General features: G+C 65.7%; 16 protein-coding genes. 9 read left to right on the top strand and 7 right to left on the bottom strand.

Translation table 11 applies throughout. The annotated features are described in order from the left end of the window. Nucleotides 1-224 precede the first annotated feature (224 nt). The 6 genes from AB4059_RS15485 (at nucleotide 225) to AB4059_RS15510 (ending at nucleotide 14743) form a co-directional block, all read left to right on the top strand. Nucleotides 225-3164, top strand: a complete 2940-nt coding sequence (locus AB4059_RS15485; RefSeq protein ID WP_498980118.1) for a TonB-dependent receptor — start codon at nucleotides 225-227, stop codon at nucleotides 3162-3164. Nucleotides 3165-3234: 70 nt separating this feature from the next. Then, nucleotides 3235-4800, top strand: coding sequence for a tetratricopeptide repeat-containing sulfotransferase family protein (locus AB4059_RS15490; RefSeq protein WP_498980119.1), 1566 nt, complete (start codon nucleotides 3235-3237; stop codon nucleotides 4798-4800). 262 nt (nucleotides 4801-5062) lie between these two features. Further along, complete coding sequence (locus AB4059_RS15495; RefSeq protein ID WP_498980120.1) at nucleotides 5063-8119, top strand: TonB-dependent receptor; 3057 nt, start codon at nucleotides 5063-5065, stop codon at nucleotides 8117-8119. A gap of 353 nt (nucleotides 8120-8472) precedes the next feature. Beyond that, entirely contained in the window at nucleotides 8473-11523 is a 3051-nt protein-coding gene (locus AB4059_RS15500; protein WP_498980121.1) for a TonB-dependent receptor, read from the top strand. Between the two features lie 92 nt (nucleotides 11524-11615). Next, nucleotides 11616-13190, top strand: a complete 1575-nt coding sequence (locus tag AB4059_RS15505; RefSeq protein WP_498980122.1) for a sulfotransferase family protein — start codon at nucleotides 11616-11618, stop codon at nucleotides 13188-13190. Then, a complete protein-coding gene (locus AB4059_RS15510) occupies nucleotides 13190-14743 on the top strand; it encodes a tetratricopeptide repeat-containing sulfotransferase family protein (protein ID WP_498980124.1) in 1554 nt (517 codons plus the stop codon). Before AB4059_RS15505 ends, AB4059_RS15510 begins: the two co-directional genes overlap by 1 nt. A 24-nt stretch (nucleotides 14744-14767) precedes the next feature. Here AB4059_RS15510 and AB4059_RS15515 read toward each other — a convergent pair whose 3' ends face one another. Beyond that, nucleotides 14768-15610 carry an XOO1806 family protein gene (locus AB4059_RS15515; RefSeq protein WP_498980125.1) on the bottom strand — a complete coding sequence of 281 codons (843 nt, stop codon included), beginning with the start codon at nucleotides 15608-15610 and terminating at the stop codon, nucleotides 14768-14770. A gap of 129 nt (nucleotides 15611-15739) precedes the next feature. Further along, a complete protein-coding gene (hslO, locus tag AB4059_RS15520) occupies nucleotides 15740-16693 on the bottom strand; it encodes an Hsp33 family molecular chaperone HslO (protein ID WP_498980127.1) in 954 nt (317 codons plus the stop codon). A gap of 70 nt (nucleotides 16694-16763) precedes the next feature. Between hslO and mtgA the strand changes: the two genes are divergently transcribed. From mtgA to AB4059_RS15535, 3 genes are read left to right on the top strand one after another with little or no spacing between them, the layout of a single operon-like run. Further along, complete coding sequence (mtgA, locus tag AB4059_RS15525; RefSeq protein ID WP_498980128.1) at nucleotides 16764-17549, top strand: monofunctional biosynthetic peptidoglycan transglycosylase; 786 nt, start codon at nucleotides 16764-16766, stop codon at nucleotides 17547-17549. A 24-nt stretch (nucleotides 17550-17573) separates the two neighbouring features. Next, nucleotides 17574-18638, top strand: a complete 1065-nt coding sequence (locus AB4059_RS15530; RefSeq protein ID WP_498980130.1) for a glycosyltransferase family 2 protein — start codon at nucleotides 17574-17576, stop codon at nucleotides 18636-18638. Beyond that, on the top strand, nucleotides 18598-19026 hold the full coding sequence (locus AB4059_RS15535) for a CBS domain-containing protein (protein WP_498980132.1): 429 nt from the start codon (nucleotides 18598-18600) through the stop codon (nucleotides 19024-19026). Before AB4059_RS15530 ends, AB4059_RS15535 begins: the two co-directional genes overlap by 41 nt. Nucleotide 19027: 1 nt before the next feature. Here AB4059_RS15535 and AB4059_RS15540 read toward each other — a convergent pair whose 3' ends face one another. The 5 genes from AB4059_RS15540 to AB4059_RS15560 form a co-directional block, all read right to left on the bottom strand. After that, complete coding sequence (locus AB4059_RS15540) at nucleotides 19028-20995, bottom strand: AsmA family protein (protein ID WP_498980133.1); 1968 nt, start codon at nucleotides 20993-20995, stop codon at nucleotides 19028-19030. Between the two features lie 70 nt (nucleotides 20996-21065). After that, the gene (trhA, locus tag AB4059_RS15545) at nucleotides 21066-21716 is read right to left on the bottom strand and encodes a PAQR family membrane homeostasis protein TrhA (protein ID WP_498980134.1); all 651 of its coding nucleotides are present in this window, start codon (nucleotides 21714-21716) and stop codon (nucleotides 21066-21068) included. 31 nt (nucleotides 21717-21747) lie between these two features. Then, entirely contained in the window at nucleotides 21748-23352 is a 1605-nt protein-coding gene (locus AB4059_RS15550; RefSeq protein WP_498980135.1) for a peptide chain release factor 3, read from the bottom strand. A gap of 59 nt (nucleotides 23353-23411) precedes the next feature. Next, nucleotides 23412-24317, bottom strand: coding sequence for a peptidoglycan DD-metalloendopeptidase family protein (locus tag AB4059_RS15555; RefSeq protein ID WP_498980136.1), 906 nt, complete (start codon nucleotides 24315-24317; stop codon nucleotides 23412-23414). A gap of 2 nt (nucleotides 24318-24319) precedes the next feature. Further along, nucleotides 24320-25327 carry an NHL repeat-containing protein gene (locus AB4059_RS15560; protein WP_498980138.1) on the bottom strand — a complete coding sequence of 336 codons (1008 nt, stop codon included), beginning with the start codon at nucleotides 25325-25327 and terminating at the stop codon, nucleotides 24320-24322. Nucleotides 25328-25471 lie beyond the last annotated feature (144 nt).

Below are 25471 nucleotides of genomic sequence, written 5' to 3' on the forward strand. Positions count from 1 at the left end.
GAATGCAACGCCCAAACGGGCCCCCTCGGGGGCCCGTTTTTCTTTGTCGGATCAGGGGCTTCCAGCGTTTTCCAGCCGCTGGCCGCGGGCGGTGTGTGTGTTAATTCCGTTTGACTGTTGTTGTCAATTCGTTATTTCCCCTATAGTCGGGTGGTCATGTCTCAAACCTGACAGTGACTTTTCTCTTTAATTCAACCTTCCCGTGGGGGGAATTCATGGCTTCAATGAAATCTTTGACGCTGAAGCGCAGCGCGCTCACCGTCGCGCTGGGCCTCTGCTTCGCTGGTGCGGTGCAGGCGCAGAGCGCCGTGGGCTCGATCTTCGGCGACACGACGAGCGGCGCGACTGTCCGCATCGAAAACGTGGACACCGGTTCGGCACGTGAAGTGACCGCCGATTCTTCGGGCCGCTTCACGCTCCCGCAGCTCTCCCCGGGTCGCTATCGCGTGATCTCCGGTGGCCAGACGCGTGAAGTGCGCGTCAGCGTCGGTACCGGTACGCCGGTCAACTTCGCTCCGCAGGAACTGGGTTCGGTCACGGTCGTCGGCGCCGGTGCGATCAACCCGATCGACGTCTCGTCGGTCGAGTCGACGACGGTGTTCACCGCCGAGCAGATCCAGGCCCTTCCGGTTTCGCGTGACGTCACCAACGTCGCCCTGCTTGCCCCGGGCACCGTCCGCGGCGACACCGGCCTCGGCAACCTCGCCTCCTTCGGCGGCGCGTCGGTCGCGGAAAACGGCTACTACATCAACGGCTTCGACGTCACGAACCTGCGTTCGCTGCTGTCGTACGCGCAGCTTCCGTTCGAGTCGATCTCCGAACAGCAGGTCAAGACCGGTGGCTACGGCGCCGAGTACGGCCGTTCGCTGGGTGGCGTGATCAACATCGTGACCAAGCGCGGTACGAACGAGTGGAAGGGTGGCGGCAGCGTCTATTGGGAACCGAACCAGCTGCGTTCGACGGGCAAGGACGCGCCTTCGCGCGACCCGGAATCCGCCGCGCTGCTCGTGTTCCGTTCCGCCGATGAAGCCGACACGCTCGAGTACAACGCGTACGCCGGCGGTCCGCTGATCAAGGACAAGCTCTTCATGTTCGGCCTGGTCACCGGCCGCCACAACACGAAGAACACCTTCGACCAGAACAGCAGCGAGACCGAATCCAACACGTCGCCCAGCGGCATGTTGAAGCTCGACTGGAACATCACCGACGACCACCTGCTCGAGTTCACGGGGATCTACAACAAGGAAACCCTGGACCGCACGCATTACGACAGCGCCACGCCGTACAGCCGCAACAACGACCTGTTCGCGTACGACTACGAGCAGAAGTCCGGCGGCAGCGTCCTGATCGGCAAGTACACCGGCTACCTCACCGACTCGCTGACCCTGTCGGCGCAGTACGGCGACCTCAAGTACGACAACCCGTACATCCCGGGCGGCCTGCCGGGCGAAGACTGCCCGACCGTCTACGGCGTGGGCCTGGTCTACCTGGGTTGCTGGCCGGCGGCGAGCTTCGCTGCGGTCCGTCCCGTCACTGCGGCTCCGGATACCGACCGTCGCAAGGCATGGCGCATCGACCTTGACTGGCGCATCGGCGACCACGCCGTCCGCGCGGGCCTGGACAGCGAAGAGTTCGTTTCCAAGTTCACCGCGACCAACTACGCCGGTGGCGTGTACTACCGTTACTTCAACTCGCCGGGTCCCGGCGGCGTGACCAACGGTGTGCCGAACGACCAGCCGTACGTGCGTCGTCGTTTCATCACGCGTTCGTCGGGCGGTTACAAGACCACCAACGAAGCGGCGTACCTGGAAGACAGCTGGAACGTCACCGACAAGCTGATGCTGTACGGCGGCATCCGCCTCGAGCGCTTCGACAACAAGAACGCCGATGGCGTCTCGTTCGTGAAGTCCGACGACCTGTGGGCCCCGCGCCTCGGTTTCTCGTGGGACGTGATGGGTGACTCGTCGTTCAAGGTGTTCGGTAACGCCGGCCGTTACTTCATCCCGGTCGCCAACAACACCTCGATCCGCGCTTCGGGCGCCGAAGCCACGACCAACGAGTACTTCCTGTACACGGCGGTCGATCCGATCACCGGTGCCCCGACCCTGGGCACGCAGCTCGGCGGCCTGGCGCTCAACGGCAGCTTCACCGCCCCGAACCCGGCCACCGTCGCCGCCGCGAACCTGAGCCCGATGTACCAGGACGAATACATCCTGGGCATGCAGAAGCAGCTCAATGAGAACTGGAACATCGGCATCCGTGGCATCAAGCGCAAGATCAAGGACGGCTTCGACGACACGTGCAGCCACCAGGCGCTTGCCGATTGGGCAGCCGACAACGGCTACACGAACTACGACTACAACACGGCCGCTTCGTGCTACCTGATCAACCCGGGCCGTGACGCCGACCTCGCGCTGGACCTCAACAACGACGGCACGTTCACCACGGTGACCATCCCGGCGCGTTACTTCGGCCTGCCGCAGTACCGTCGTAACTACAGCGCGGTCGAGTTCTTCTTCGAGCGCATGAAGGCCGATCGCTGGGCGTTGCAGGGTTCGTACACCTTCGCCAAGAGCGTCGGTAACGCGGAAGGCTACGTGAACTCGACCCTGGAGCAGGCGGACGCCGGCATCACCCAGGACTTCGACTTCGCGGCGTTCGGCGAAGGCGCGTACGGCTACCTGCCGAACGACCGTCGCCACACCGTCAAGATGTTCGGTACCTTCGACATCACCGACCAGTGGCGCGTTGGCGGCAACATGATCGTCCAGTCGGGTCGCCCGGTGAACTGCAACGGCTACATCCCGGAAAGCCACCCGTCCTTCCAGGGCATCGACGGCGGTTCGATCGGCGCGTACTCGGCCTCGAGCTTCTACTGCCACGACGCCGCCGGTAACCCGCACCTGGGTAACCGTGGCGACCATGGTCGTACGCCGTGGTCCAAGACGTTCGATGCGAACGTTGCCTGGACCCCGACGTTCGGCGACGGCAAGCTGACGCTGCAGATGGACGTGTTCAACCTGCTCGGCGACGAAGGCGTGACCGAATACGTCGAAACCGGCGACAAGAACCGCGCTTCCCCGGTGGCTTCGCAGGATTACCTCCTGCCGATCAACTACCAGACGCCGCGTTACTTCCGCTTCTCGGCGCGTTACGACTTCTGATCCATCGAGTCGATTGTGGTAAACCGACGGCCGCTGCTCACGCAGCGGCCGTTTTTTATTCGGAATGCATATGAACGATCCGTCCCCCGAGATTCTCTGGCGCGAAGCGCAACTGACCTTCCGCGCCGACCCGGCGCGCGCCGCCGCCCTGTGCGAACAACTGCTCGCGCGCGCACCCGGTTTCTGGGGCGCGCACTGGATGCTTTCGCGCCTGTTCCAGGCACGCGGCGCCTTCCGCGCGGCGGTCTCGCACGCGCGTGCCTCCGCGCGCGGCCTGCGCCAGGATGCCTCCCCGCATGAAGTGCTGGTCGTCGCCAGCGGGCTGATTTCCACCGGCGAATACGCGACTTGCGCACAACTGCTGGCGTCGCTGGATCCGCGCATGGGCCTGGACCCGATGCAACTGACCGGCGTCGCCGAGCAGGCGATGATGCTCGACGACCCCGCCACCGCGCTGCGTTGGCTGGATGTCGCGAACGATTCGAACGTGCACAGCCCGGCGCTGTCCTTCCTGCGCGGCAATGCATTGAAATTCACCGGTCGCCTGGAGGCGGCCGCATCCGCCTTCGAAGAGGCGATCGCGCTGGAGCCGGGCCATCCCGGTGCGCACTTCGCACTGGCATCGCTCGACGTGGCCGAAGGGCGCGACGCGCGCATCGCGCGTCTCGAACGTCTGCTTGCAAGCAACGCCGACGGCAGCCTGGTCTCCGCCTGGTCCTACGCGTTGTTCCGCGAACTCGACAATGCCGACGCACCCGAACGCGCGTGGCCGCATCTGGAACGCGCGATGGCCTTGCGCAAGGCGACGAGCCGATACGACGCCGCGCGCGAGGACGCGATCTTCGATCGCATCATCGATGCCGCGCGTGCCGAGTCGATCGCGCGCCAGGCCGTGGATGCCGAGCGCATCCCGCTCTTCATCATCGGCCTGCCGCGGTCGGGCACGACCGTCGTCGAACGCATCCTCGGCAACCACGCCGACGTCGCGAGCTGCGGCGAATCCAATGCACTGCGCATGGCCTACAAATGGGCCAGCGATTACTGGTGCGAAGGTTTCCTCGACACCGAGGCCTCGCAGCGCCTGGCGCACACCGACGCGGCGACGGTCGGAACCTTGTACCTCCATGCCACGCAGGCGCGCAGCGCCGGCCGGCGTTGGCATACCGACAAGCACCCGGGCAACGTCGCACTGGCGGGCGTCGCGCTCGCCGCGTTGCCGCAGTCGCGGATCGTGCACGTGCGCAAGGATCCGGTCGACGCGTGTTTCGGCTGCTTGCGCGAGTTGTTCACCAACGCGTTCTACGACTGGAGCTACGCGTTCGACGATGTCGCCAACCACCATCGCAATACCGTGCGCCTGATGCGACATCTGCAGCAGCTCGCGCCCGAACGCATCGTCGACGTGCAATACGAAACCCTGGTCGCGCAACCCGAAGCGGGCGCAAGCGCGCTCCTCGCCGGATGCGGCCTCGCACCGCAAGCCGGTGTGCAGGACATCACCGCGAACCTGCAACCGGTGACCACCGCCAGCAGCGTGCAGGTGCGCAAGCCGATCCACGCGGGGCGGGTGGGCTGGTGGAAGCGCTACGAACGCCAATTGCGTCCGCTGCAATCGGCGCTCGCGAACGACGATTGAGGCGACAGCGGCTGTATCGCGTCTCACGCGGCGACCTTTCGTCGGCTGTAACACGCCTGCGTGCGGCAACTCGGCAATAAAAATACCGCTTGGATTCAAGCGGTTGTCGGCGCGCGAAAACATGAATCCGACCGCGCGTTTCGTTACGTCGCCGGAAGGGGGTGGTTAAGGATTTGTTCGAGGTCTAACGTCCGCCGCATCGATCCGATTTACGGATTGCACATTTCTTCTTCTTCGAGTTCTTCGGCAGGAGGGAATGATCATGGCGACCAGCCGCAACATCGGGCGCCTCAAGCGCACCACGCTCGCAGCCGCACTCGGGCTCTGTTTCATCGGCGGCATCCACGCGCAGACCAACACCGCCGGTGCGGTGTCGGGCCGCGCAGCGTCGGGCGACACGATCACCATGTCCAATCCCGCAACGGGGTTCACGCGCACGATCACCGTCGGCGCCGACGGCAATTTCCGTTTCTCGCAGATTCCGATCGGGCAGTACACGGTCACGCGCAACGGCAGTTCGCCCAAGCAGATCACGGTCAACGTCGGCACTGCGGCGAACGTCGATTACGCGGCTGTCGCCGCGGCGGGCCCGCAGGAACTGGAAGGCGTCGAAGTGATCGGCACCGGCGCGGTCAATCCGATCGACGTCACCTCGGTCGAATCCACCACGATCCTGACGGCCGAACAGATCGCCAAGATCCCCGTTCCGCTCAACACCACGGCGGTCGCGCTGCTCGCGCCCGGCACCGTGCGCGGCGACGCGGTCTTCGGCAACCTCGCTTCGTTCGGCGGCGCGTCGGTGGCGGAGAACGCGTACTTCATCAACGGCTTCAACATCACCAACGCGTTCCGCAACCTCAACTTCGCGCAAGTCCCCTTCGAGGCCATCCAGGAACAGCAGATCAAGACCGGTGGTTACGGCGCCGAATTCGGCCGTTCGCTCGGCGGCGTGGTCAACCAGATCACCAAGCGCGGTACGAACGATTTCCACGCGGGCGGCAACGTGTTCTGGAGCCCGAAGGACCTGCGCGAGGACGTCCACGACGCCTACCAGACCAATGGCGTGCTGCGTTCGGACAACTCGCAGGAAAGCGTGGACGAATGGCGCACCAACATCTGGGCCAGCGGCGCGCTGATCAAGGACAAACTCTTCGCCTACGGCCTGATCTCCTACGGAAAGACGAGAAACGAAACCTACGGCAACGCCGTCGCATCGACCAACGTCAGCGACGACATCGCGTTCCCGACGTGGCTGTTGAAGATGGACTGGAACATCACCGACAGGCACGCCCTCGAGTTCACCGCGTTCTCCGACAAGCAGAAGAACGAACAGGAGGTTTTCGCCAATCGACCGGGCGTCACCGAACGCCTCAACCTGGTCGGTACCAACTTCCAGGACCAGGGCGGCGAGAACTACATCCTGAAGTACACCGGCTATCTCACCGACACCTTCACCCTGTCGGCCCTGGCCGGCCACGGTGAGTTCACCCGCGAGCAGCACCTGCGCACGGCTGCCGGCCTGCCCGTCCAATACAACGGCGACATCGCGTCGACCGCGACCGGCTGCCCCCAGATCGAAGATGCGCGTCCGGAATACCGCCGGATCGCGACCGGCGTGTACTCCAGTACCTGCAACATCACCAACGATACGATCGACCGTACCGACTCGGGCGACAAGCGCGATCAGTTCCGGCTCGACGCCGAATGGCAATTGGGCGACCACCTGCTGCGCTTCGGCTACGACCGCGACGACTTCGAATCCGTCGCCGGCGTCGCGATCGAAGGTGGCTTCCAGTGGCGTTACACCACCGTCGACCCCGACGGCATCGAAAACAGCGGGGACGAATTCGACCGCGCGCGCCAGCAGTTCTTCCAGCAGGGCGCCACCGTCAAGGTCAAGCAGCACGCGTATTACATCCAGGACAGCTGGAACATCACCGACAACTTCATCGGTTACTTCGGCCTGCGCTGGGATACGTTCGAGAACCTCAACGGCAACGGCGAAAGCTACGTCAAGATCAGCAACCAGTTCGGCCCGCGCCTGGGCTTCTCGTGGGACGTCTTCGGTGACTCGACGTTCAAGGTGTTCGGCAACGCAGGCCGCTACGCGCTACCGCTGACGCCGTCGGTGGCCGTGCGCGGTGCGTCGGCCTCATTGTTCAGCCGCGAGAGCTTCGATTTCGACCAGACGGTGGATCCGATCACCGGTGCGCCGATCAATCCGGTCGCCGTCCCCGACAGCTTCCTGTATCTCAACTCCGAAGATGGCCGGCCGAAGAACCCGCTGACCATCGCGTCGAAGAACCTCGACCCGATGTACCAGGACGAATACATCCTCGGCTTCCAGAAGGCCTTGACGGACCACCTGTCACTGGGCATCCGGGGCATCTACCGCGAACTGAAGCAGGCGATCGACGACAACTGCGATTACACCGCGGTGCTCGACGCGAACGGATTCTCCGCCACGTTCGACAATGCGGGCGACTTCATCGGCTTCTCGAACGCAGCCGGCGACTTCGCGATGCTGCCCAACCCCGGCTTCCCGTATTGCCGCATGTTCAATCCGGGCAAGGATGCGGTGTTCGTGACGGACCTGCTCGGGAACGGGCAACTGACGACGAACGTGATCCCGGGTGCGCGCCTGTCGCCGAAGGCCAAGCGCAACTACTCGGCGATGGAATTCTTCGTCGATGGCAGTTGGGACAATTTCTTCCTGCAAGGTTCGTACACCTTCGCCAAGTCGATCGGCAACACCGAGGGCGGCGTGAAGTCGGACATCGGGCAGAACGACACGAGCGTCACGCAGGATTTCGATTACATCGAGCTGACGACGGATACGTACGGCTATCTGCCGAACGATCGCCGCCACAGCATCAAGTTGTTCGGCAACTACACGATCAACGACGAGTGGTCTGTGGGCGCCAACCTGTTGATCCAGTCGGGCCGACCGGTGAACTGCATCGGCGTGCTCGATCGCGATCCGGCGCGCGCGCCGGGTGCGCCTCCGGGCCCCGGTTACGACCCGCATCCATACGATGCGGCATTCATGCGCTGCAACAATCTGCCGGTGCCGCGCGGTACGGCGGGCCGGTTGCCGTGGACGCAGAACCTCGACATGAATGTCGCGTACGCGCCGTCGTGGGCAGCGGGCCTGCAGTTCAAGATCGACGTCTTCAACGTTTTCAATTCGCAGAAGGTCACGTCGGTCAACGAACTCGCCGAAGTACCGGAGACGGGTCTTCCCTCCGAGACCTACCTGGTGCCCGCCAGCTTCCAGGCGCCGCGCTCGCTCCGCTTCATGATCCAGTACGACTTCTGACCTTGTCGGAATGCGGGGACGAAGAGGCCGCCGGAAGGCGGCCTTTTTGTCGAGTTGGAGAGGGCACTGGAAACGTTACCAGCGACAGCTCAGACCGTTGCGGGAGGGGTTTGAATCCGTGGGAATTACCGCAAACGCCTGATTTCAAAAGTAAAAAAGTCGCAAAAAATTTGTTTGGATCCAATTGCGTCAAACCGCCGCAAGGTACTTGTTAAGGAAATGTTCAAGGGTCTATAGTCGGCCGGTCGGACTACTTACCGGCTGCTGATGTTTGATTGGTCAATCCGCAAACAGCCCTGAGGGGGTTAGAAATGGCTTCTGAACATCTTAAAAAAGGCTTAAAGCGAAGCGCGTTGAGTCTCGCGCTCGGCTTCTGTTTCATCGGCGGCGTCCAGGCGCAGACCAACACCGCGGGTGCGGTGTCGGGTTCGGCCCAGGCCGGTGACACGATCACGATCTCCAACGCCAACACCGGTTTCTCGCGCACGATCACGGTCGGTGCCGACGGTGCTTATCGCTTCTCGCAGGTGCCGATCGGCCAGTACACGGTGACGCGCAACGGCACGAGCCCGCGCACCGTCACGGTGAACGTCGGTACCGCCGCGAACGTCAGCTACGCCGCGCCCACCGGTAACCCGCAGGAACTCGAGGCCGTCACGGTCACGGGCCAGGCGGTCAACCCGATCGACGTCACGTCGGTCGAATCCACCACGATCCTCACCGCCGAACAGCTCGCGAAGATTCCGGTCGCGCGCGACACGACCAGCGTCGCGCTGCTCGCACCGGGCACCGTGAAGGGCGATGGCGCGTTCGGCAACCTCGCTTCGTTCGGTGGTTCGTCGGTTGCGGAAAACCAGTACTACATCAACGGCTTCAACGTCACCAACTCGTTCCGCAGCCTGAACTTCTCGAAGGTCCCGTTCGAGGCCATCCAGGAACAGCAGGTCAAGACCGGTGGTTACGGCGCTGAATTCGGCCGTTCGCTCGGCGGCGTGATCAACCAGATCACCAAGCGCGGTACCAACGACTTCCACGCCGGTGGCAACATCTACTGGGCGCCGGATTCGCTGCGCGAAGACGTCAAGAACGTCTACTACGCCAACCCGCTCGTCGCGACCGACTTCGGCCTGATCCAGGAAGACAACTCGAAGGACAGCTTCGAGGGCGTCAATGCGAACCTGTGGGCCAGCGGCGCGCTGATCAAGGACAGGCTGTTCGCCTACGGCCTGGTGTCGCTCTCCAAGAACGACTCGACCAACTACGGCAACATCGACGCCTTCACCAACAACGACTCGACGGTCAAGACGCCGGGTTGGCTGGTGAAGTTGGACTGGAACATCAACGACAACAACCTGCTGGAATTCACGGCGTTCTCGGACGACCAGACCACGAAGACCAGCGTCTACGCCAACCAGCCGCGTACGCTCAACCGCGGCAACTTCGCCGGCAAGCTCGTCGACGAACAGGGCGGTGACAACTACGTCCTGAAGTACACCGGTTACATGACCGACTCGTTCACGCTGAGCGCCCTGTACGGCCACGGCGTGTTCAAGCGGCAGCAGCACCTGGAGAACCCGGACGGTTCGGAAGTCGTGTACTCGGGCAACATCACCGACGCCTACGCGACCGACCCGCTCGCCACCACCACGCTCGGTGGTTGCCCGGCGATCCTCGACATCCGTCCCGGCTACCGCAAGGCTATAACCGGCACGTACGGCAGCTCCTGCCACCTCATGGGCGGCGCGCTGCTGCAGGCCGACAACAACGAAGACACCCGCGACCAGTGGCGTATCGACGCCGAGTGGGCGCTCGGTTCGCACCAGATCCGCTTCGGTATCGACGTCGACGATTACCAGTCGGTCGCCGGTGAAGCGAACGTCGGTGGCTGGCTGTGGCGTTACTCGACCCGCAACCCGGACGGCGTGCCGAACAACGGCGACGAGTTCGACGTCGTGCGTCGCCAGACCACCGCCCGCGGTACGACGGTCAAGCTGGAACAGCAGGCCTTCTACATCGAAGACAGCTGGAACATCACCGACAACTTCATCGTCTATTACGGCGGTCGTTGGGACACGTTCAAGAACAAGTCCGCGTCGGGCGACACGTTCGTCGAGATCAAGAACCAGTTCGGCCCGCGCCTGGGCTTCTCGTGGGACGTCAACGGCGACAGCACGTTCAAGATCTACGGTAACGCCGGTCGTTACGCCCTGCCGCTCACGCCGAGCGTCGCGGTGCGCGGTTCGAGCGCGTCGATCTTCCAGCGTTCGAACAACAACCTGTTCTCGGGCGTCGACCCGGTGACGGGCGTGCCGATCCTGGTCAACCCGCTGAACCCGCTGAACCTGATCAACGGCGAAGACGGTCGTGCGCACGACTCGAACACGATCGCGTCGAAGAACCTCGATCCGATGTACCAGGACGAATACATCCTGGGCATGCAGATGCAGGTCACGGACCACATGACCTTCGGTACCCGCGCGATCATGCGTGAGCTGAAGGCCGCCATCGACGACAACTGCGATTACACCGCGGTCCTCGACGCCAACCCGGATACCGCGGGCCAGGCAGTGATCCCGAACCCGAGCTTCCCGTACTGCCGCCTGATCAACCCGGGCAAGGATGCGGTGCTGTACACCGACCTGGACGGCGACGGTCCGCTCGCGCCGGTGCTCAACACGATCCCCGGTGCGCGCCTCGCACCGCAGGCCAAGCGTTCGTACTCCGCCATGGAGTTCTTCCTCGACGGCAACTGGGACAAGTTCTTCTTCCAGGGTTCGTACACGCTGTCCTACAACAAGGGCAACACCGAAGGCGGCGTGAAGTCCGACATCGGCCAGAGCGACACCAACACCACGCAGGACTTCGACTACCGCGAGCTCGCGGTCGACACGTACGGCTACCTGCCGAACGACCGTCGCCACGCGCTGAAGCTGTTCGGCAACTACGAGATCACCGACGAATGGTCGGTGGGCTTGAACCTGCTCGTGCAGTCCGGTCGTCCGATCAACTGCCTGGGCGTGCTGCAGCCGTGGCCGTCGAGCACGGGCTTCCACCCGTACGGTTCGTCGTTCATGCGTTGCGGTACGACGCCGGCCGGCCAGCAGCCGATCGACTTCACCGACCTGCAGGGTCCGCACTATCCGTATGCTGCGCGCCCGCGCGGTACGGCCGGTCGCCTGCCGTGGACGAACTCGATCGACCTCAACGTCGGCTACTCGCCGTCGTGGGCGGCGGGCCTGATGTTCAAGGTCGACGTGTTCAACGTGTTCAACAACCAGAAGGTCACGTCGGTCAGCGAAGTGGCGGAAGACGCGGATACCGGTATTCCGCTCAACACCTACCTGCTGCCGCGTTCGTACCAGGCACCGCGTTCGGTGCGCTTCATGGTGCAGTACGACTTCTGATCCATCGGTTGTCGGCGATACAGGAGCGGCCGCCTTCGGGCGGCCGCTTTTTTTTGTAGGATGCGGGCAATCTTTTCGACGACGCGCATCCCATGGACAGTCAGTTCGAGCGCCAGTGGCGATTGGCCAGGACGCTCGAGAACCAGGGCCGTCCGCTGGAGGCCAAGCCGATCTACGAAACCCTGCTCGCGGCCGATCCCGACCGCTTGTACGTGCGCCTGCGCATGTCGGTGATCGAAGAAGGGCAGGGCCACTATCGCGCGGCGCGCGAGCATGCATTGCGTTGCGCCGGTTCGGTGCGCAGCCGGCGGCCCGGCGACCTGGCGCACGTGACGCGTCGCCTGTTGGCCTTCGATGAACCCCAATTGGTCTTCGAGTTGATCATGGGGGCGGATTGGCAGTCCCCGGAGCTGATCCGCAACGCCGCCATGCTTGCGCAGCATCTGTGGTTGATCGACAAGCTCGATTGCGCGCTCGACCTGATCGCCGACGTCGAGCCGCGCGTGCGGCCGAACGGCTCGTTGGCCTACGCGAAGGCGCAGGTGCTCAACTACCTCGGGCGGATGGATGAGGCCGCCGCGGAATACGAGCGTTGCATCGCGATCGAACCGACCTACACGCTTGCGCACTGGTCGCTCGCCTCGTTGCGCAAGGCCTCGCCGCCGGGTGCGCGCACGCAACGCATCGAGCGCGCGCTCGCGGCGCTCCCGGCCGACGACACCACGCGCGACTACATGCACTTCGCCTTGTTCAAGGAATACGACGACGCCGGCGACACCGACGCCGCGTGGCGCCACCTGCAGGCCGGTGCGGCGATCAAGCGCGCAACGGTGCCTTACCGCGGCAGCGACGAGCAGGCGGGCTTCGAAGCCCTCCAGCGGTGGACGCCGGCGAAGAAGGGCGATGCATCGGCCAGCGACGCAGCGTTCGCGCCGATCTTCATCCTCGGGATGCCGCGCACGGGCACGACCCTCGTCGAACGCATCGTCGGTGGACACGACAGCGTCGCGCAGGGCGGGGAGCTCAACGATTTCCACACTGCGCTGTGCCTGGCGACCGATGCGTTTCTCGGCACGACCGTGACGGAGGATGTGGTCGCGCGCGTCGCAGCGGTCGATCTGGACGCCGTCGGGCGTACCTACATGGCACGCACCGCACATCGCGCAGCGGGCAAGCCCTTCCTCACCGACAAGAATCCGATGAACGCGGCATTCGCCGGCTTCATCGCACGGGCATTGCCGAATGCGCGCATCGTCTGCCTGCGCCGCGATCCGATGGATGCGTGCTTCTCCAACCTCAAGGAGTTGTTCGGCAACGCGGCGTACGGCTACAGCTACGACCTCGGGGAACTCGCCGACCACTACGCGCGCTTCGACGCCCTGTGCCGCCATTGGCGCCAGGCCCTGCCGGGCCGCTTCCTCGAGGTGCAGTACGAAACCCTCGTGACCGACACCGAGCCCACCGTGCGCGCGTTGCTCGACTTCTGCGGCCTGCCGTTCGACGCGCGCTGCCTGGACATCACCGGCAACACCGCGCCGGTTTCGACGGCCAGCAGCACGCAGGTGCGCCAGCCGATCCATGCGCGCAGCGTCGGCGCGTGGCAGCGCTACGCGATGCAGCTCGAACCGCTGCGCGCGCGCCTGGCTTCGCACGGGCTGGTCGACTGATGCTCCCGCAGGAAGAACAACGCCTGCGCCAGCAGGCCGACCTGCACGTCACGCGCCGGGAATTCGCGCAGGCGATCGCCGCTTACGAAGGGCTCGAGGCCGCGCGTCCGAACGATGCCAACGTATTGCTGCACCTGTCCTACGCGCATTCGCTCGCCGGGCACTATCGCGCCGCGCGCGAATATGCGCTGAAGACGCAACGCGCGCGTCCGCGCGATCCCGCGGTGTTGCGTGAGATGTTTTCGCGCTTGCGCACGTTCAACGCCGTGCCCGAGATGCACGCGGCCATCGACGATCTGCGCCCGTTGTCGAACATCCCGATCCCGGTGCTGCTGGCCGCGGCGGCGCAATTCAGTTACCTCAACGAACAGACGCGCGCACTCGCGCTGCTCGACGAAGCGCGCCGCGCGGATCCCGATTTTCCGCCCACGCTCGTTGCGCGTGCGCAGATCCTGACGTATCTCGGGCGCTTCGACGAAGCGGAAGCCGAAGTCCTGCGCAGCCACAGGCGCGCGCCGGAGATCCCGCACGGCTGGACCGTGCTCGCGCGCGTGCGCAAGCAGACCAGCGCGTCGAATCATGTCGATGCGATCCGTGCGCAGCTGCGACGCCCCGGCCGCAAGCCGGAGGAAATCGCGATGCTCGCCGATGCGCTGCACAAGGAGCTCGACGACATCGGCGACTACGAAGGCGCATGGGCTGCGCTGGAACAGATGTGTCGCGCGAAGCGTCCGACCTTGTCGTATTCGCGGGAGGAAACGCGGCGCCTGTTCGACGCGCTGATCGATTTTCCGGCGGGTCCGATCGCGCCGGCGACGCCGACGGCAAGCACGCCGATCTTCATCGTCGGCATGCATCGTTCGGGGACGACGCTGCTCGAACAACTGCTCGACGGCCATCCCGACGTGCATGGCGTCGGCGAGCTCTACGACTTCACCACGCAGATGCGGTGGGGGACCGACCACCACTGTCCGGGCGTGATCGACGAAAAGATCGTCGCGCGCGCACGCGACGCCGACTTCGCCGCGATCGGACAGGGATATCGCGAGGGCATGGCGTGGCGCGTGGGCAATGCGCGCTGGTTCACCGACAAGCTGCCGTCGAACTTCCTCAATATCGGGTTCATCTGCCGCGCGATGCCGGACGCGAAGATCCTGCACATGGTGCGCGACCCGATGGAGACCTGCTTCTCCAACCTGCGCGAGCTGTTCTCCACCGCCAACGCGTATTCCTACGACCAGGGCGAGCTCGCCGATTTCCACCACCAGTACCGGCGCCTGATGGCGCATTGGCACGCCGCGTTTCCCGGCCGCATCCTCGATGTCGACTACGCGGCGCTGACGCGCGACACCGAGCGCGTGTTGCGCGAGGTTTCCGCGTTCTGCGGCTTCGCCTATGAGCCGGAGATGCTCGCGCTGCAGAACCGCACGCGCGGGGTGTCGACCGCGAGCGCGGTGCAGGTGCGTGGCAAGGTGGAAGCGCGCGAAGTGCCGAAGTGGGCGCCCTACGAGGCCCACCTGCAAACATTGATCGAAGGGTTGCGCGAGGCCTGACAGGCGCCGCGGGGCGTCAGCGGATCACAGATCCTGCTGGTACTGCACGTAGGGCACGGTGCCCTGGTCTTCGGTGTCGGCCGGCAGCGCGAAGGGATTCTTGCCGCGCGTCACCACGTTTTCCGCGCCGACGGTGAGCTGCCCGCGCCACGGGGTCCGCCAGGTCAGGCCGATGCCGAAGCCCTGGAAGTTGTTCGGCTGGCCCGGCACGTCGATGACGCGGCCGATGATGTTGCCGCTGAAGTTGCCGTAGCCGCCGCCCACGCTGAAGCTGCGGGTATCCCAGCGATCGGCGAGTTCCGGAACGTCCGCCACCGACACCAGGCGCGCCTTGGCGATGGTGCCGCCGATGGTGATGAAGCCTTCGCGGCCGATGTTCTTCTGCCCGAACACGGCGACGTCGTGCTGCTCGACGCGCGCCCGCGCGTTCGGGCTCAGCCACGCCGGCAAGGTTTCCTGCCCGGTGCCCAGCGTCAGGCCCACGCGCGCACCGTTGCGGCTGAACGCGGTGGTCGCGTTCAAGTGGCGGCTGTCGGTGGGTTCGTCGAGCGAAGCGAGCAGGCAGTGGTTGGCGAGATTCGAGATCGCACTCGCCACGCCCGTCTTGCGATCGCAGAGCAGGCCGAGCGAATCGCCGGCATCCAGGCCGAAGGCCGTATCGAGCGCGCCTTCGCTGAACTGCTTGCGCAGCCCGACGGCATTCTGCGTGGGCTCCAGCAGCAACACCGCTTCGACCTTGCCGCTCGCCTGGTTCCAGACGGGCAGCTCCACCATGCCGTCCTTGTTCCGCGATTGCGCATGCGCCCCGGCCGCCGCCACGAGGGCGATGAGGGCAATGCACAGGCGCTGGCGGAACGAGCGTCGCATGGCGGTCTGGGACCCGTAGGGCCGGTCGAAGTTCCTGAAGAGGCGGTTGTCTGAATCCTAGTCCGTTTATGTTTATTTAACAATCATCCGGAGACAAAAAAATGCACCCGGAGCGGGATCTGCGTCCCGTTACTGCATGCGTTCGGGGGCCGGCATGGGCGCCGAGCCGGGGGCGAACAGCCCCGCGATCTCGGCCGCCGTAAAGGCGTAGCCCTGCCCACAAAACTCGCAACGCACCCGCGCGGTTCCGTCGGCCACCGATGCCTCCGCCTCCTCCCGACCCAGGGACTGCAGCATGGCCTCCACGCGTTCGCGGGAGCAGGAACACCCGAAGCGCAGGGGCCGGTCGGCCAGCAATTCCGGGGCTTCCTCGTGGAAGAGGCGGTGGAGCAGGGTGGTGCGGGGCAGTTCCAGGAGCTCCTTCGCCGTCAGCGTGTCGAACAGGGCGCAGGCCCGCGTCCAGCCGTCGGCGTCGCCCGCGTCGCCGGGGAGCTTCTGCAGCATCAGGCCCGCGGCGCTGTTGTCGTCGGCGGCCAGCAGGAGCCGGGTGGGCAATTGCTCGGACTGGAGGAAGTAGTGCTCGAAGGCCGTCTTCATGTCGCCGCCTTCCAGCGGGACCAGGCCCTGGTAGCGCTGGGGGTCGCGGCCATGCGGCGTCGGGTTCTCGATGGTGATGGCCAGGATCGGGTCGGGCCCGAGGTCGGCCAGGCCCTGCGGCGCGGGCTGGTCGTCGTCGTACTGCGCGATGCCGCGCAGCGTGCCCGCGGCCGTGCATTCGGCGAAGAGCGTGCGCAGCGCGCCGCGGCCCCGCAGTTGCACCGACAGGCGTCCGTCGACCTTCGCGTGGCCGGTGAACAGCGCCGCCGCGGCCGTGGCTTCACCGAGCAGCCGCGCGATGCTGGCCGGGTACGGCCCCTGCTCGGACGTCGCCACGCGGTCGCGGATCTGGCGCCAGGTGGCGTCGAGGTGGACACGCACGCCGCGCACGCCGGCTTCGGGGAGGAGGAAGCGCGACAGTCGGTCGTCCTGGCCGGCAGTCTCGTTCGTGGAAAGGGCGTCGGTCATCTTGTCGGAAATCTTCATGGGCGATGTGTCGCGCCATCGTGAGTTCGCGCGGCGATAATGCGCGCCGCACGCACGACGGGGGAAGGACGTGGCTTCGGGAAGAACGACAGATGGGGCCGGACCCCGTCGGACGCAAGCGCGCGGCCGCCGCCGGTGGTTGCGATGGTTGCTGCTCTCGCCGCTGGTGTTCGCGCTGCTGACCACCCTGCAGGTGCTCGTGCTGCGTTTCGTCGATCCGCCCCTGAGCGCGTTCATGGTCGCGCGGCATTTCCAGGCCATCGGCGAAGGCGACTTCGCCTACCGCACGCGCTACGACTGGCGCGACCTGGACCAGATCGCCCCGACCCTGCCCGTGGCGCTGGTCGCCGCGGAAGACCAGAACTTCGCGACGCACCACGGCTTCGACATCGCGGCGATCGAAAAAGCCCGCGCGCACAACCAGCGCATGGTCGAACGTGCGGAAAAACGCGGCACGCCGGTCAAGCGCCTGCGCGGCGCGAGCACCATCTCGCAGCAGACGGCCAAGAACCTGTTCCTGTGGAGCGGCCGCAGTTGGGTGCGCAAGGGCCTGGAAGCCTGGTACACGGTGCTGATGGAAGCCTTGTGGCCCAAGCGCCGCATCCTCGAGATGTACGCCAACATCGCCGAATTCGGCGACGGCACCTATGGCGCGCAAGCCGCGGCGGTCCGTTTCTTCAACCGCGACGCGAGCCGGCTGACGCCCGACCAGGCCGCACGCCTGGCCGCGGTCCTGCCCGCCCCGCGCAAGTACGACGCCGGCAAGCCCGGGCCCTATGTGCAGCGGCGCAGCGCGGCGATCCAGCGCCAGGCCAACCACCTGGGCGGCGCGGCCTGGCTGCGCGCGCTGGACTGAGCGGCCTTGCACTAACATCGCCGCATGGAAGCGCACCGCACCGACGAGTTCACCCGCCGCGCCGGCTCGGCCCAGCCCGGCCTGACCGTGCTCGTCGCGGCCTTCGACGAGGCGCAGGCGCTGCCGCTGCTGCATCCGCGCCTGCAGGCCGTGCTCGACGGCCTCGCGCAGGACGGCCTGCCCGGTCGCGTGCTGTACGTCGACGACGGCAGCCGTGATGCGACGTGGTCGGTGTTGCAATCGATCGCCGCCAGCGATGCGCGCGTCGCGCTGCTGCGCCTGTCGCGCAACTTCGGGAAGGAAGCCGCGCTCACCGCGGGCCTGGACCATGTCGGCGACGACGCGGTGCTGATCCTCGATGCCGACGGCCAGGATCCGCCGGAACTGATTCCGCAATTCGTCGCGCATTGGCGCGAAGGTTTCGACGACGTGCACGGCCAACGCCAGGCGCGCGAAGGCGAGACCTGGGCCAAGCGTGCGACGGCGCATGCGTTCTATCGCGTGATCGGCCGTCTTTCGCGTACGCCCGTGCCGCCCGACACCGGCGATTTCCGCCTGCTTTCGCCGCGCGCGGTCGCCGCGCTGCGGCAACTGCGCGAACGCAATCGCTTCATGAAAGGCCTGTTCGGCTGGGTCGGTTTCCGCCAGATCGCGGTGCCCTACGTCCGCGCACCGCGCGCCGCCGGGCAGACGAAGTTCAACTTCTGGCGCCTGTGGAATTTCGCGATCGAAGGCATCACCGGCTTTTCGACCGCGCCCCTTCGCGTGGCCACCTACATCGGCCTGCTGACCGCGCTGCTCGCTTTCATCTATGCGGTGTGGGTCATCGTCAAAGCGTTGGCGTGGGGCGATCCGGTCGCCGGTTGGCCGACGATGATGGCCGTGATCCTGTTCCTCGGCGGCGTGCAGCTCATCGCGCTGGGGACCATCGGCGAATATCTCGGACGCCTGTACGAGGAGGCCAAGCAGCGCCCCCTGTACCTCGTCGACGCCTGGCGGCCGGCGAGGGGAGTATCCTCGGGACAGGTGCCAGCTCAGGGACACGACGATGCGCACGGTACGCCACCTGCTCGAATCGAAAGCGCCTGAAGTCTTCGCGATCGGCCCCGACCAACCGGTCCTGGAGGCGATCAAGCTGATGGCCGAAAAACGCATCGGCGCGCTGCTGGTGATCCAGGGCGGCCGCCTGATCGGCATCGTTTCCGAGCGCGATTACGCACGCAAGGTCGTGCTGCAGGGCCGCTCGTCGGCGACCACGCCGGTGTCGGACATCATGACCAGCGACGTGGTGCGCGTGGGCCTGGCCGACACCGCCGACCATTGCATGCAACTGGTGACCGACAAGCGCATCCGCCACCTGCCGGTGGTCGATGGCGATGCGGTGCTCGGTGTGGTGTCGATCGGCGACCTGGTGAAGGCCGTCATCGAAGACCAGCAGGTCGAGATCGACCAGCTCCAGCGCTACATCGCGAGTTGAATCACTTGGCGTAACGGCCGCCGCACTGGGCATCCTTGCCCGGGCCGAGTTCCAGCGTGGCCAGCAGGGCCGCAGGCGGCGCGATGGTGCCGAGCGTCAGCGCGAATGCCGCGCGCAAACCCACGCGTTTCATGTCCGGGCGGAACGAGGGATCGCGGAACGTCCCGTCGACCAGCAGCGGCGCGCGGAAGGAGAACAGGCTGCGATCCTTCGGCCGCGGACGCAGGCGCAGGTCGTAGGTTTCGTCCTTCATGCTGATCGAGCCATCGCCGAGAATGATCGTGTCCGTCGTGTCGAAGGCCATGCTGCGCGTACGCATCACGCCATCCTTGATCGTGAAGTCGCCGAAGGCGCAGCGGATCGGGATCTTCCGGTCGCCTTCGACCAGGAATTTCAGCGCCTCGGCAATGTCGATGCCCGCGTATTCCATCAACAGGTTGCTGATCTGTCCCTTGCCCATCCCCAACTGCGCATCGCCATCGGCCGTGCCCAACATGCCCGCGATAGAATTGCCCGTGCCGGTGATGTGGATGTCGCCGCCGATGTTGCCGATCGCATCCTTCGTCAGTTCCACCGTCGGCAACAACTGCGAGAGATGGAGGTTGCGCACCTGCATGTCGGCGCGCGTGCGGATCGGCGATTCGCGCGCGTCCATGCGGATCGTCGAACGGATGTCGCCGCCGGCGACGCCGAAGTTCAACGGGTCCAGGCGCAACAGGCCGGCATCGATGAACAAGTGCGCGTCCATGTCGTCGATCGGCAATTTCGGCGCATTGATGCGATGCGCTTTCCAGCGCACGTTCGCGTCCATCGCGCGCAGCTTGTCGAGCTCGTAGGGATGGTCGGGCAACACGCGCGCCTTCGATGCTTCGACGGCAGCCTGCTTGCGTTGGTCGGGCGTCGCGGTTTCGCCGGCGCCGGCCTGCGGCGCCTTGCCGATGAAGCCGGCGAGGTCGTCGAAGTCCAGGCGCTTGGAGACCAGGTTCGCGGTGAGGATCGGGCGCTTGCGGCCGGTTTCGAAACTCGCATCGCCGCTGAGGTCGCTGTCGCCGAGCTTCCCGGTGAAATCGTCGTAGTGCCAGAGGTTGCCGGTGTCTTTCGTGCCGGTGCGGCTGGACGGGGTGATCTCGCGCGTGAGCCGGCCGTCGAAGGCATACGGCGGCGAGTCGGGAATCGCCATCCCCAGCAGCGGATAGAGCTCCGCGAGGTTCGGCCCCGCCAACGCGAATTTCAGATCGAACCCGCGCATGCGAATCGGATCGAGCAGCGTGCCCCGCGCGTGCGCTTTCGTGTTGCCCGCCGTGGCATGCACGTCGATGCGATACGGACGCGTGGCTTCGCGCAATTCCAGCGGCGCGTCGGCGCGCCCGTGTATCCGGAACTTGCGCCCCTCCCATGCACCGCCGCCTTCGGCGAGGATCGGCGGCGACTTCGACGTCGGATCGCGCAGATCGCTGCGCACGGCCACCGCGATGTCGGTCTTGTTCGGCGCGTCGATGAAACGCACGTGGCCATCGTCGATCCACAGCGCACCGTAGTGCGTCGTGCCGGTCGACGGCTCGCCGAAGGTCCAGTTGCCGACGCGGTTCGGGCCGTATTCCAGTCGAAGGTCGGGGTTGCGCAGGCGGATCTGCGGAATGCGCACTTCGCCATGGAAGAGCAGCGGCTTGAGTTCGACGGCCAGTTGCAGGTCGTCGGCTTTCGCCATGATCGGTTCCTTCGACCACGTGGCGTTGCCGAACCGGAACCCGCCGATTTTCACGATCGGCGTCCAGCCCAGGCGATCGACGTCGAGTTTGCCGGTGATCTCGAACGTGCGCCCCGTGCGTGCTTCGACCTGGCGCTCGACGAGCGGTTTGAACCAGTTCCAGTCCCAGAAGATCAGCAGCAGGACGATCGCGACTGCGAACACCCCCAGGGCGGTCCACCAGGGATGTCGCTTGAGTGTCGCAAGACCTGGCGCTTCCATCGCCACACCATCCGGGCCCAGCCGTCGAACGACGGTGAACGCGTTGCGCGCGATTCAGTGAAGGCGCGCCTCACGCCGTGGCATGCACCTGCGCGAGCACCGCGATGTAATGACACGCGCTGCCGGCGATGACGAACAAGTGCCACACCGCGTGCGAATACCGCATCGAAGGCCGGTGATAGAACACGGTGCCCAGCGTGTAGGCGACGCCGCCGGCGAGCAGCCAGCCCAGCGTCCATGCGTCCAGCGCCTGCCACACGGGTTTGATCGCCAGCAGCACGAGCCAACCCATCGCCACGTAGACGAGGGTGGAGAGCAACTTGAAGCGCCCGGTAAAGAAGAGCTTGAACGCGATGCCCGCGGCGGCCAGCGACCAGATCGCGATGAACAGATTGCGGCCCACCTCGCCGCGCAGGCCGATGAGCGTGAAAGGCGTGTAGGTGCCTGCGATCAGCAGGTAGATCGCGCAATGGTCGAACACCTTCAGCGCCGGCTTGGCGCGCGGGTCCTGGATTGCGTGATAGAGCGTGGACGCGCTGTAGAGCAGCAGCAGGCTGATGGAGAAGACGATCGCGGCGGCCAGTTGCCAACCATCGCCGTGCACTGCGGCCAGCGCGATGAGGACCGCGCCGCCCGCGAGTGCCAGGAGCGCGCCGACGCCATGGGTCAGCGCGCTGAGCCGCTCTTCGCGGGCGTGTATTTCTTGCAGGGCGGCATCCATGCCCCGAGCATCCGCGCGCCCGCTGGAGTTTTTATTCCACGGCGACGGCGTGGGCGTGTTCGCGCGTGGCCATGAAGGTCACGGCGGGGGCGCGCTCCTGCGCCAGCTGCAGGTTGACGCGCGTCGGGGCGAGGTAGACCAGCTGGCCGGCGGCATCGAGCGAAAGGTGCATCGCGTTCTTCTCGCGGAACTCCTCGAGCTTCTTCGCGTCATCGCAGCGGATCCACCGCGCCGTGGCCACCTGCACCTGTTCGAAGGTGGCATCCACGCCGTACTCGTCCTTCAGGCGATAGGCGACCACGTCGAACTGCAGCGTGCCCACCGCACCGAGGATCAGATCGTTGGACATCAGCGGACGGAAGAACTGCGTCGCGCCTTCTTCCGACAACTGCGCCAGGCCCTTCTGCAATTGCTTGAGCTTGAGCGGATCGCGCAGGCGCGCGCGGCGGAACAACTCCGGCGCGAAGTTCGGGATGCCGGTGAAGGACAGCGTTTCGCCTTCGCTGAAGCTGTCGCCGATGGAGATCGTGCCGTGGTTGTGGATGCCGATGACATCGCCCGGATACGCGGTTTCGACGATCTCGCGATCGCTGGCCATGAAGGTGAGCGCGTTGGCGAGCTTCACTTCCTTGCCGGTGCGGCCCTGCATCGCCTTCATGCCCGCGGTGAACTTGCCCGAGCAGATGCGCATGAACGCCACGCGGTCGCGGTGCTGCGGGTCCATGTTCGCCTGGATCTTGAACACGAAGCCCGACAGGTGCGGCTCGTAGGGGCCGACTTCGCGCGTGGTGGTCGCGCGCGGCTTGGGCGGCGGTGCGTGTTCGACGAAGAAGTCGAGCAGCAACTGCACGCCGAAATTGTTGACGGCCGAACCGAAGAACACCGGCGTCTGTTTGCCTGCGAGATAAGCCGCCGGATCGAAGGGATGCGAGGCCCCCTGCACGAGTTCGAGTTCGTCGCGCAGCTCGGCGAGCATCGGCGCGCCGATGCGCGCTTCCACGCCCGGATCGTCGAGCGAGGGGAAGATGGTCGAATCCTGGCGCGTGAAGTTGCGGCCCGGTTCGTACAGATGCACTTCGCCGGTGACCAGGTGCACGACGCCCTTCAGGCGCTGGCCCATGCCGATCGGCCAGGTGACCGGCGCGCACTGGATGCCGAGCACGGATTCCACTTCGTCCAGCAAATCGATCGGCGGCTTGCCTTCGCGGTCGAGCTTGTTGATGAAGGTCATGATCGGCGTGTCGCGCAGGCGGCACACCTCCATCAGCTTGATGGTGCGTTCCTCCACGCCCTTGGCCACGTCGATGACCATCAACGCCGAGTCCACCGCCGTGAGCACGCGATAGGTGTCCTCGCCGAAGTCGGCATGGCCCGGCGTGTCGAGCAGGTTGACGATGCGGCCCTCGTAGGGGAACTGCATCACCGAGGAGGTGACGGAGATGCCGCGCTCCTTTTCCAGCGCCATCCAGTCGGACGTCGCATGCCGCGCGGCCTTGCGGCCCTTCACCGAACCGGCCATCTGAATCGCGCCGCCGAACAACAGCAGTTTTTCGGTCAGCGTGGTCTTGCCGGCGTCGGGGTGCGAGACGATCGCGAACGTGCGGCGGCGCGCGGCTTCGAGGGAGACATCGGACATGGCGAAGGTGCGCACGGGCGCACTGGGAGCGTCAGGAAGCCCGCGATTATACGGGTGCCTCAGGGCTGGTCGGTCACGCCCGCCATGCGGAAGGGGATCGACACCAGTTGCATCCCGCGGTTCACCTGCACGGCGAAGTGCAGGTGCGGCCCGCTGGTGAAGCCGGTATTGCCGGACAGGCCGATCTTCTGGCCCGCGCGGACGCGCTGGCCGGGGCGCACGAGCACGCCTTCGGTGCGCAGGTGCGCGTACAGGCCCATGGTGCCGTCGTCGTGGAGGATGCGGACGTAGTTCGCGCGGCCGCCGTATTTCTCCAGGTCCAGGCCGGCCTTGTCGAAATCCGATTCGACCTGCATCACCGTGCCGCCGCGCGCGGCGAACACCGGCGTGCCCTGGGCCGCGCGGAAGTCGATGGCGTAGAGGTTCTGCGTGTCCTGGTGGCTGAAGCGCCCGTTGAAGCCCTGTTCGATGCGCAGGCGCTCCCGCGGAATCGGCAGCAGATAGTCGACGTCCTGCGGCTTCGCGCGCGGATCCCCGGGCACCACCTCCATGCTCAGGCCGAACTCCGCCGTGCCCGGTGCGGCCGGCATCAGCCGCGAGAGCAGGACGCTGGTGTTCGCCGGCACGGTGGCGCGTGCGGGAAGATCGGGTTCGCCGCGCGTGTTCACTTCGCGCGTGAATTTCAGCAGCACTTCCACGGGGCCTGCGATCGCATTGTCGGCGTAGGCCAGCGAAGCGCCTTCCTCGCGTTCCAGCCGCAGGCGCGCCATCGCGCCCGGTTCGGCGCGCACGGGAATGACCTTCACCCGTGCGCCGGCCTTCGCCGCTTCGGCAGGGGGATGGTCGCCGTAGTGCACGATGCCGTCCTTGTCGACCCAGCGATACACCTTGCCCGCGTGCGCGTGCATCGCGACGCACGCGAGCATCGCGCACGCCAACAATCGCCATTGCGGGACGGCGCGCATCGTCAGTCGACGCAATCCGGCGCCAGGTGCATCTGCCGTGCGACTTCGCGCAGGTCGAATGCCGTCACCGCCTTGTCGTCGTGCACGGCGAACAACGCACCGCCCGGGAATTCCGGCATCGCCGCCGCATGCAGGGCCACGCCGTCGGTATGTGCGGTGACATCGCCGCGGAACGTACCGCGCGGTTCCAGCGTCACGCGATCGAACAGGTGGAACAACGTCAGCGGTGCGAGCTGGTCGACCGCGATCCAGTAACCGCCGCCATCCGGGCAGGTCCACAGGGCCACGCCTTCGGCTTCGGCCGCGAAGCTGTCCTGCGGCAGGCTGCGGCCGGTGTACTGGCCGGAGAAGCTGTATTCGCGCAGCGTGGATTCGTGACGGCTGTCTTCGTCGGCGATGAGCAGACGATCGTTCGCGCGATCGCCGGCGATGGATTCGACCATGCGCAGCGCGCTGGCTTCCCTGGTATCGCCGAACGCGCCGCCGTAGTTGGCGCGCAGGCGGCCGGCCTGGTCGAACTGCACGCGATAACGGCGCACGCGCTGGTCGAGTTCCTCGAACGGCGGCACTTCGTCGAATTTCTTGCCGTACATGAAGCTGTCGGTGATGTAGACCTCCAGCTCGCCCGGTTCGGTCTCGTTGACCCACAGCCCGTAGGGGCTGCGCAATTCCTTCTCGCCGAAGAAACCGACGAAGCTGAAGTCCGGCAGCTTCAACACCTGCACGCGATGGTTGTCGCGTTCGACGACGAAGACGTAATCGCCGTACACCGCGATCCCGTTCGGTCGATCGAACTGGCCTTCACCCTTGCCTTCGGCGCCGAAGGTGCGCAGCAGGGTGCCGTTGGAGGCGTCGTAGACCGAGAGGCGATGCGACGACTTGCCCGTCGCGATCAGCCACGTCGGGCCATCGGCGGTTTGCCAGGTGGCGACCGAGTCGAGTTCCTCGGCGGGGGTTTCTTTCGAGACGTACCGTTCGGGAATTTCCACGGGCGCCGGCGCGCCGGCCACGGTCGCGGCATCGACGGGAACAGTGGCCTTTTGGGGCGGGGCGGAGCCGCAAGCGGCGATGAGAAGGGTGCCCAGGACGACGGGCAGACAACGGAATGAGGAAGGCATGGCGCGAATTATGGCCGAGCGTGAAGGCGACTTGGC

The organism is Lysobacter sp. 2RAF19, assembly GCF_052115395.1.
In the GTDB taxonomy this organism is placed as follows: domain Bacteria; phylum Pseudomonadota; class Gammaproteobacteria; order Xanthomonadales; family Xanthomonadaceae; genus Noviluteimonas.

Coding starts and splice junctions, on each gene's coding strand:
- AB4059_RS15535 (WP_498980132.1), top strand. CDS start 18,598: ATGCGCACGGTACGCCACCTGCTCGAATCGAAAGCGCCTGAAGTCTTC.
- AB4059_RS15550 (WP_498980135.1), bottom strand. CDS start 23,352: ATGTCCGATGTCTCCCTCGAAGCCGCGCGCCGCCGCACGTTCGCGATC.
- AB4059_RS15530 (WP_498980130.1), top strand. CDS start 17,574: ATGGAAGCGCACCGCACCGACGAGTTCACCCGCCGCGCCGGCTCGGCC.
- AB4059_RS15505 (WP_498980122.1), top strand. CDS start 11,616: ATGGACAGTCAGTTCGAGCGCCAGTGGCGATTGGCCAGGACGCTCGAG.
- AB4059_RS15510 (WP_498980124.1), top strand. CDS start 13,190: ATGCTCCCGCAGGAAGAACAACGCCTGCGCCAGCAGGCCGACCTGCAC.
- AB4059_RS15490 (WP_498980119.1), top strand. CDS start 3,235: ATGAACGATCCGTCCCCCGAGATTCTCTGGCGCGAAGCGCAACTGACC.
- AB4059_RS15515 (WP_498980125.1), bottom strand. CDS start 15,610: ATGCGACGCTCGTTCCGCCAGCGCCTGTGCATTGCCCTCATCGCCCTC.
- AB4059_RS15485 (WP_498980118.1), top strand. CDS start 225: ATGAAATCTTTGACGCTGAAGCGCAGCGCGCTCACCGTCGCGCTGGGC.
- hslO (WP_498980127.1), bottom strand. CDS start 16,693: ATGAAGATTTCCGACAAGATGACCGACGCCCTTTCCACGAACGAGACT.
- trhA (WP_498980134.1), bottom strand. CDS start 21,716: ATGGATGCCGCCCTGCAAGAAATACACGCCCGCGAAGAGCGGCTCAGC.
- AB4059_RS15495 (WP_498980120.1), top strand. CDS start 5,063: ATGGCGACCAGCCGCAACATCGGGCGCCTCAAGCGCACCACGCTCGCA.
- AB4059_RS15555 (WP_498980136.1), bottom strand. CDS start 24,317: ATGCGCGCCGTCCCGCAATGGCGATTGTTGGCGTGCGCGATGCTCGCG.
- AB4059_RS15540 (WP_498980133.1), bottom strand. CDS start 20,995: ATGGAAGCGCCAGGTCTTGCGACACTCAAGCGACATCCCTGGTGGACC.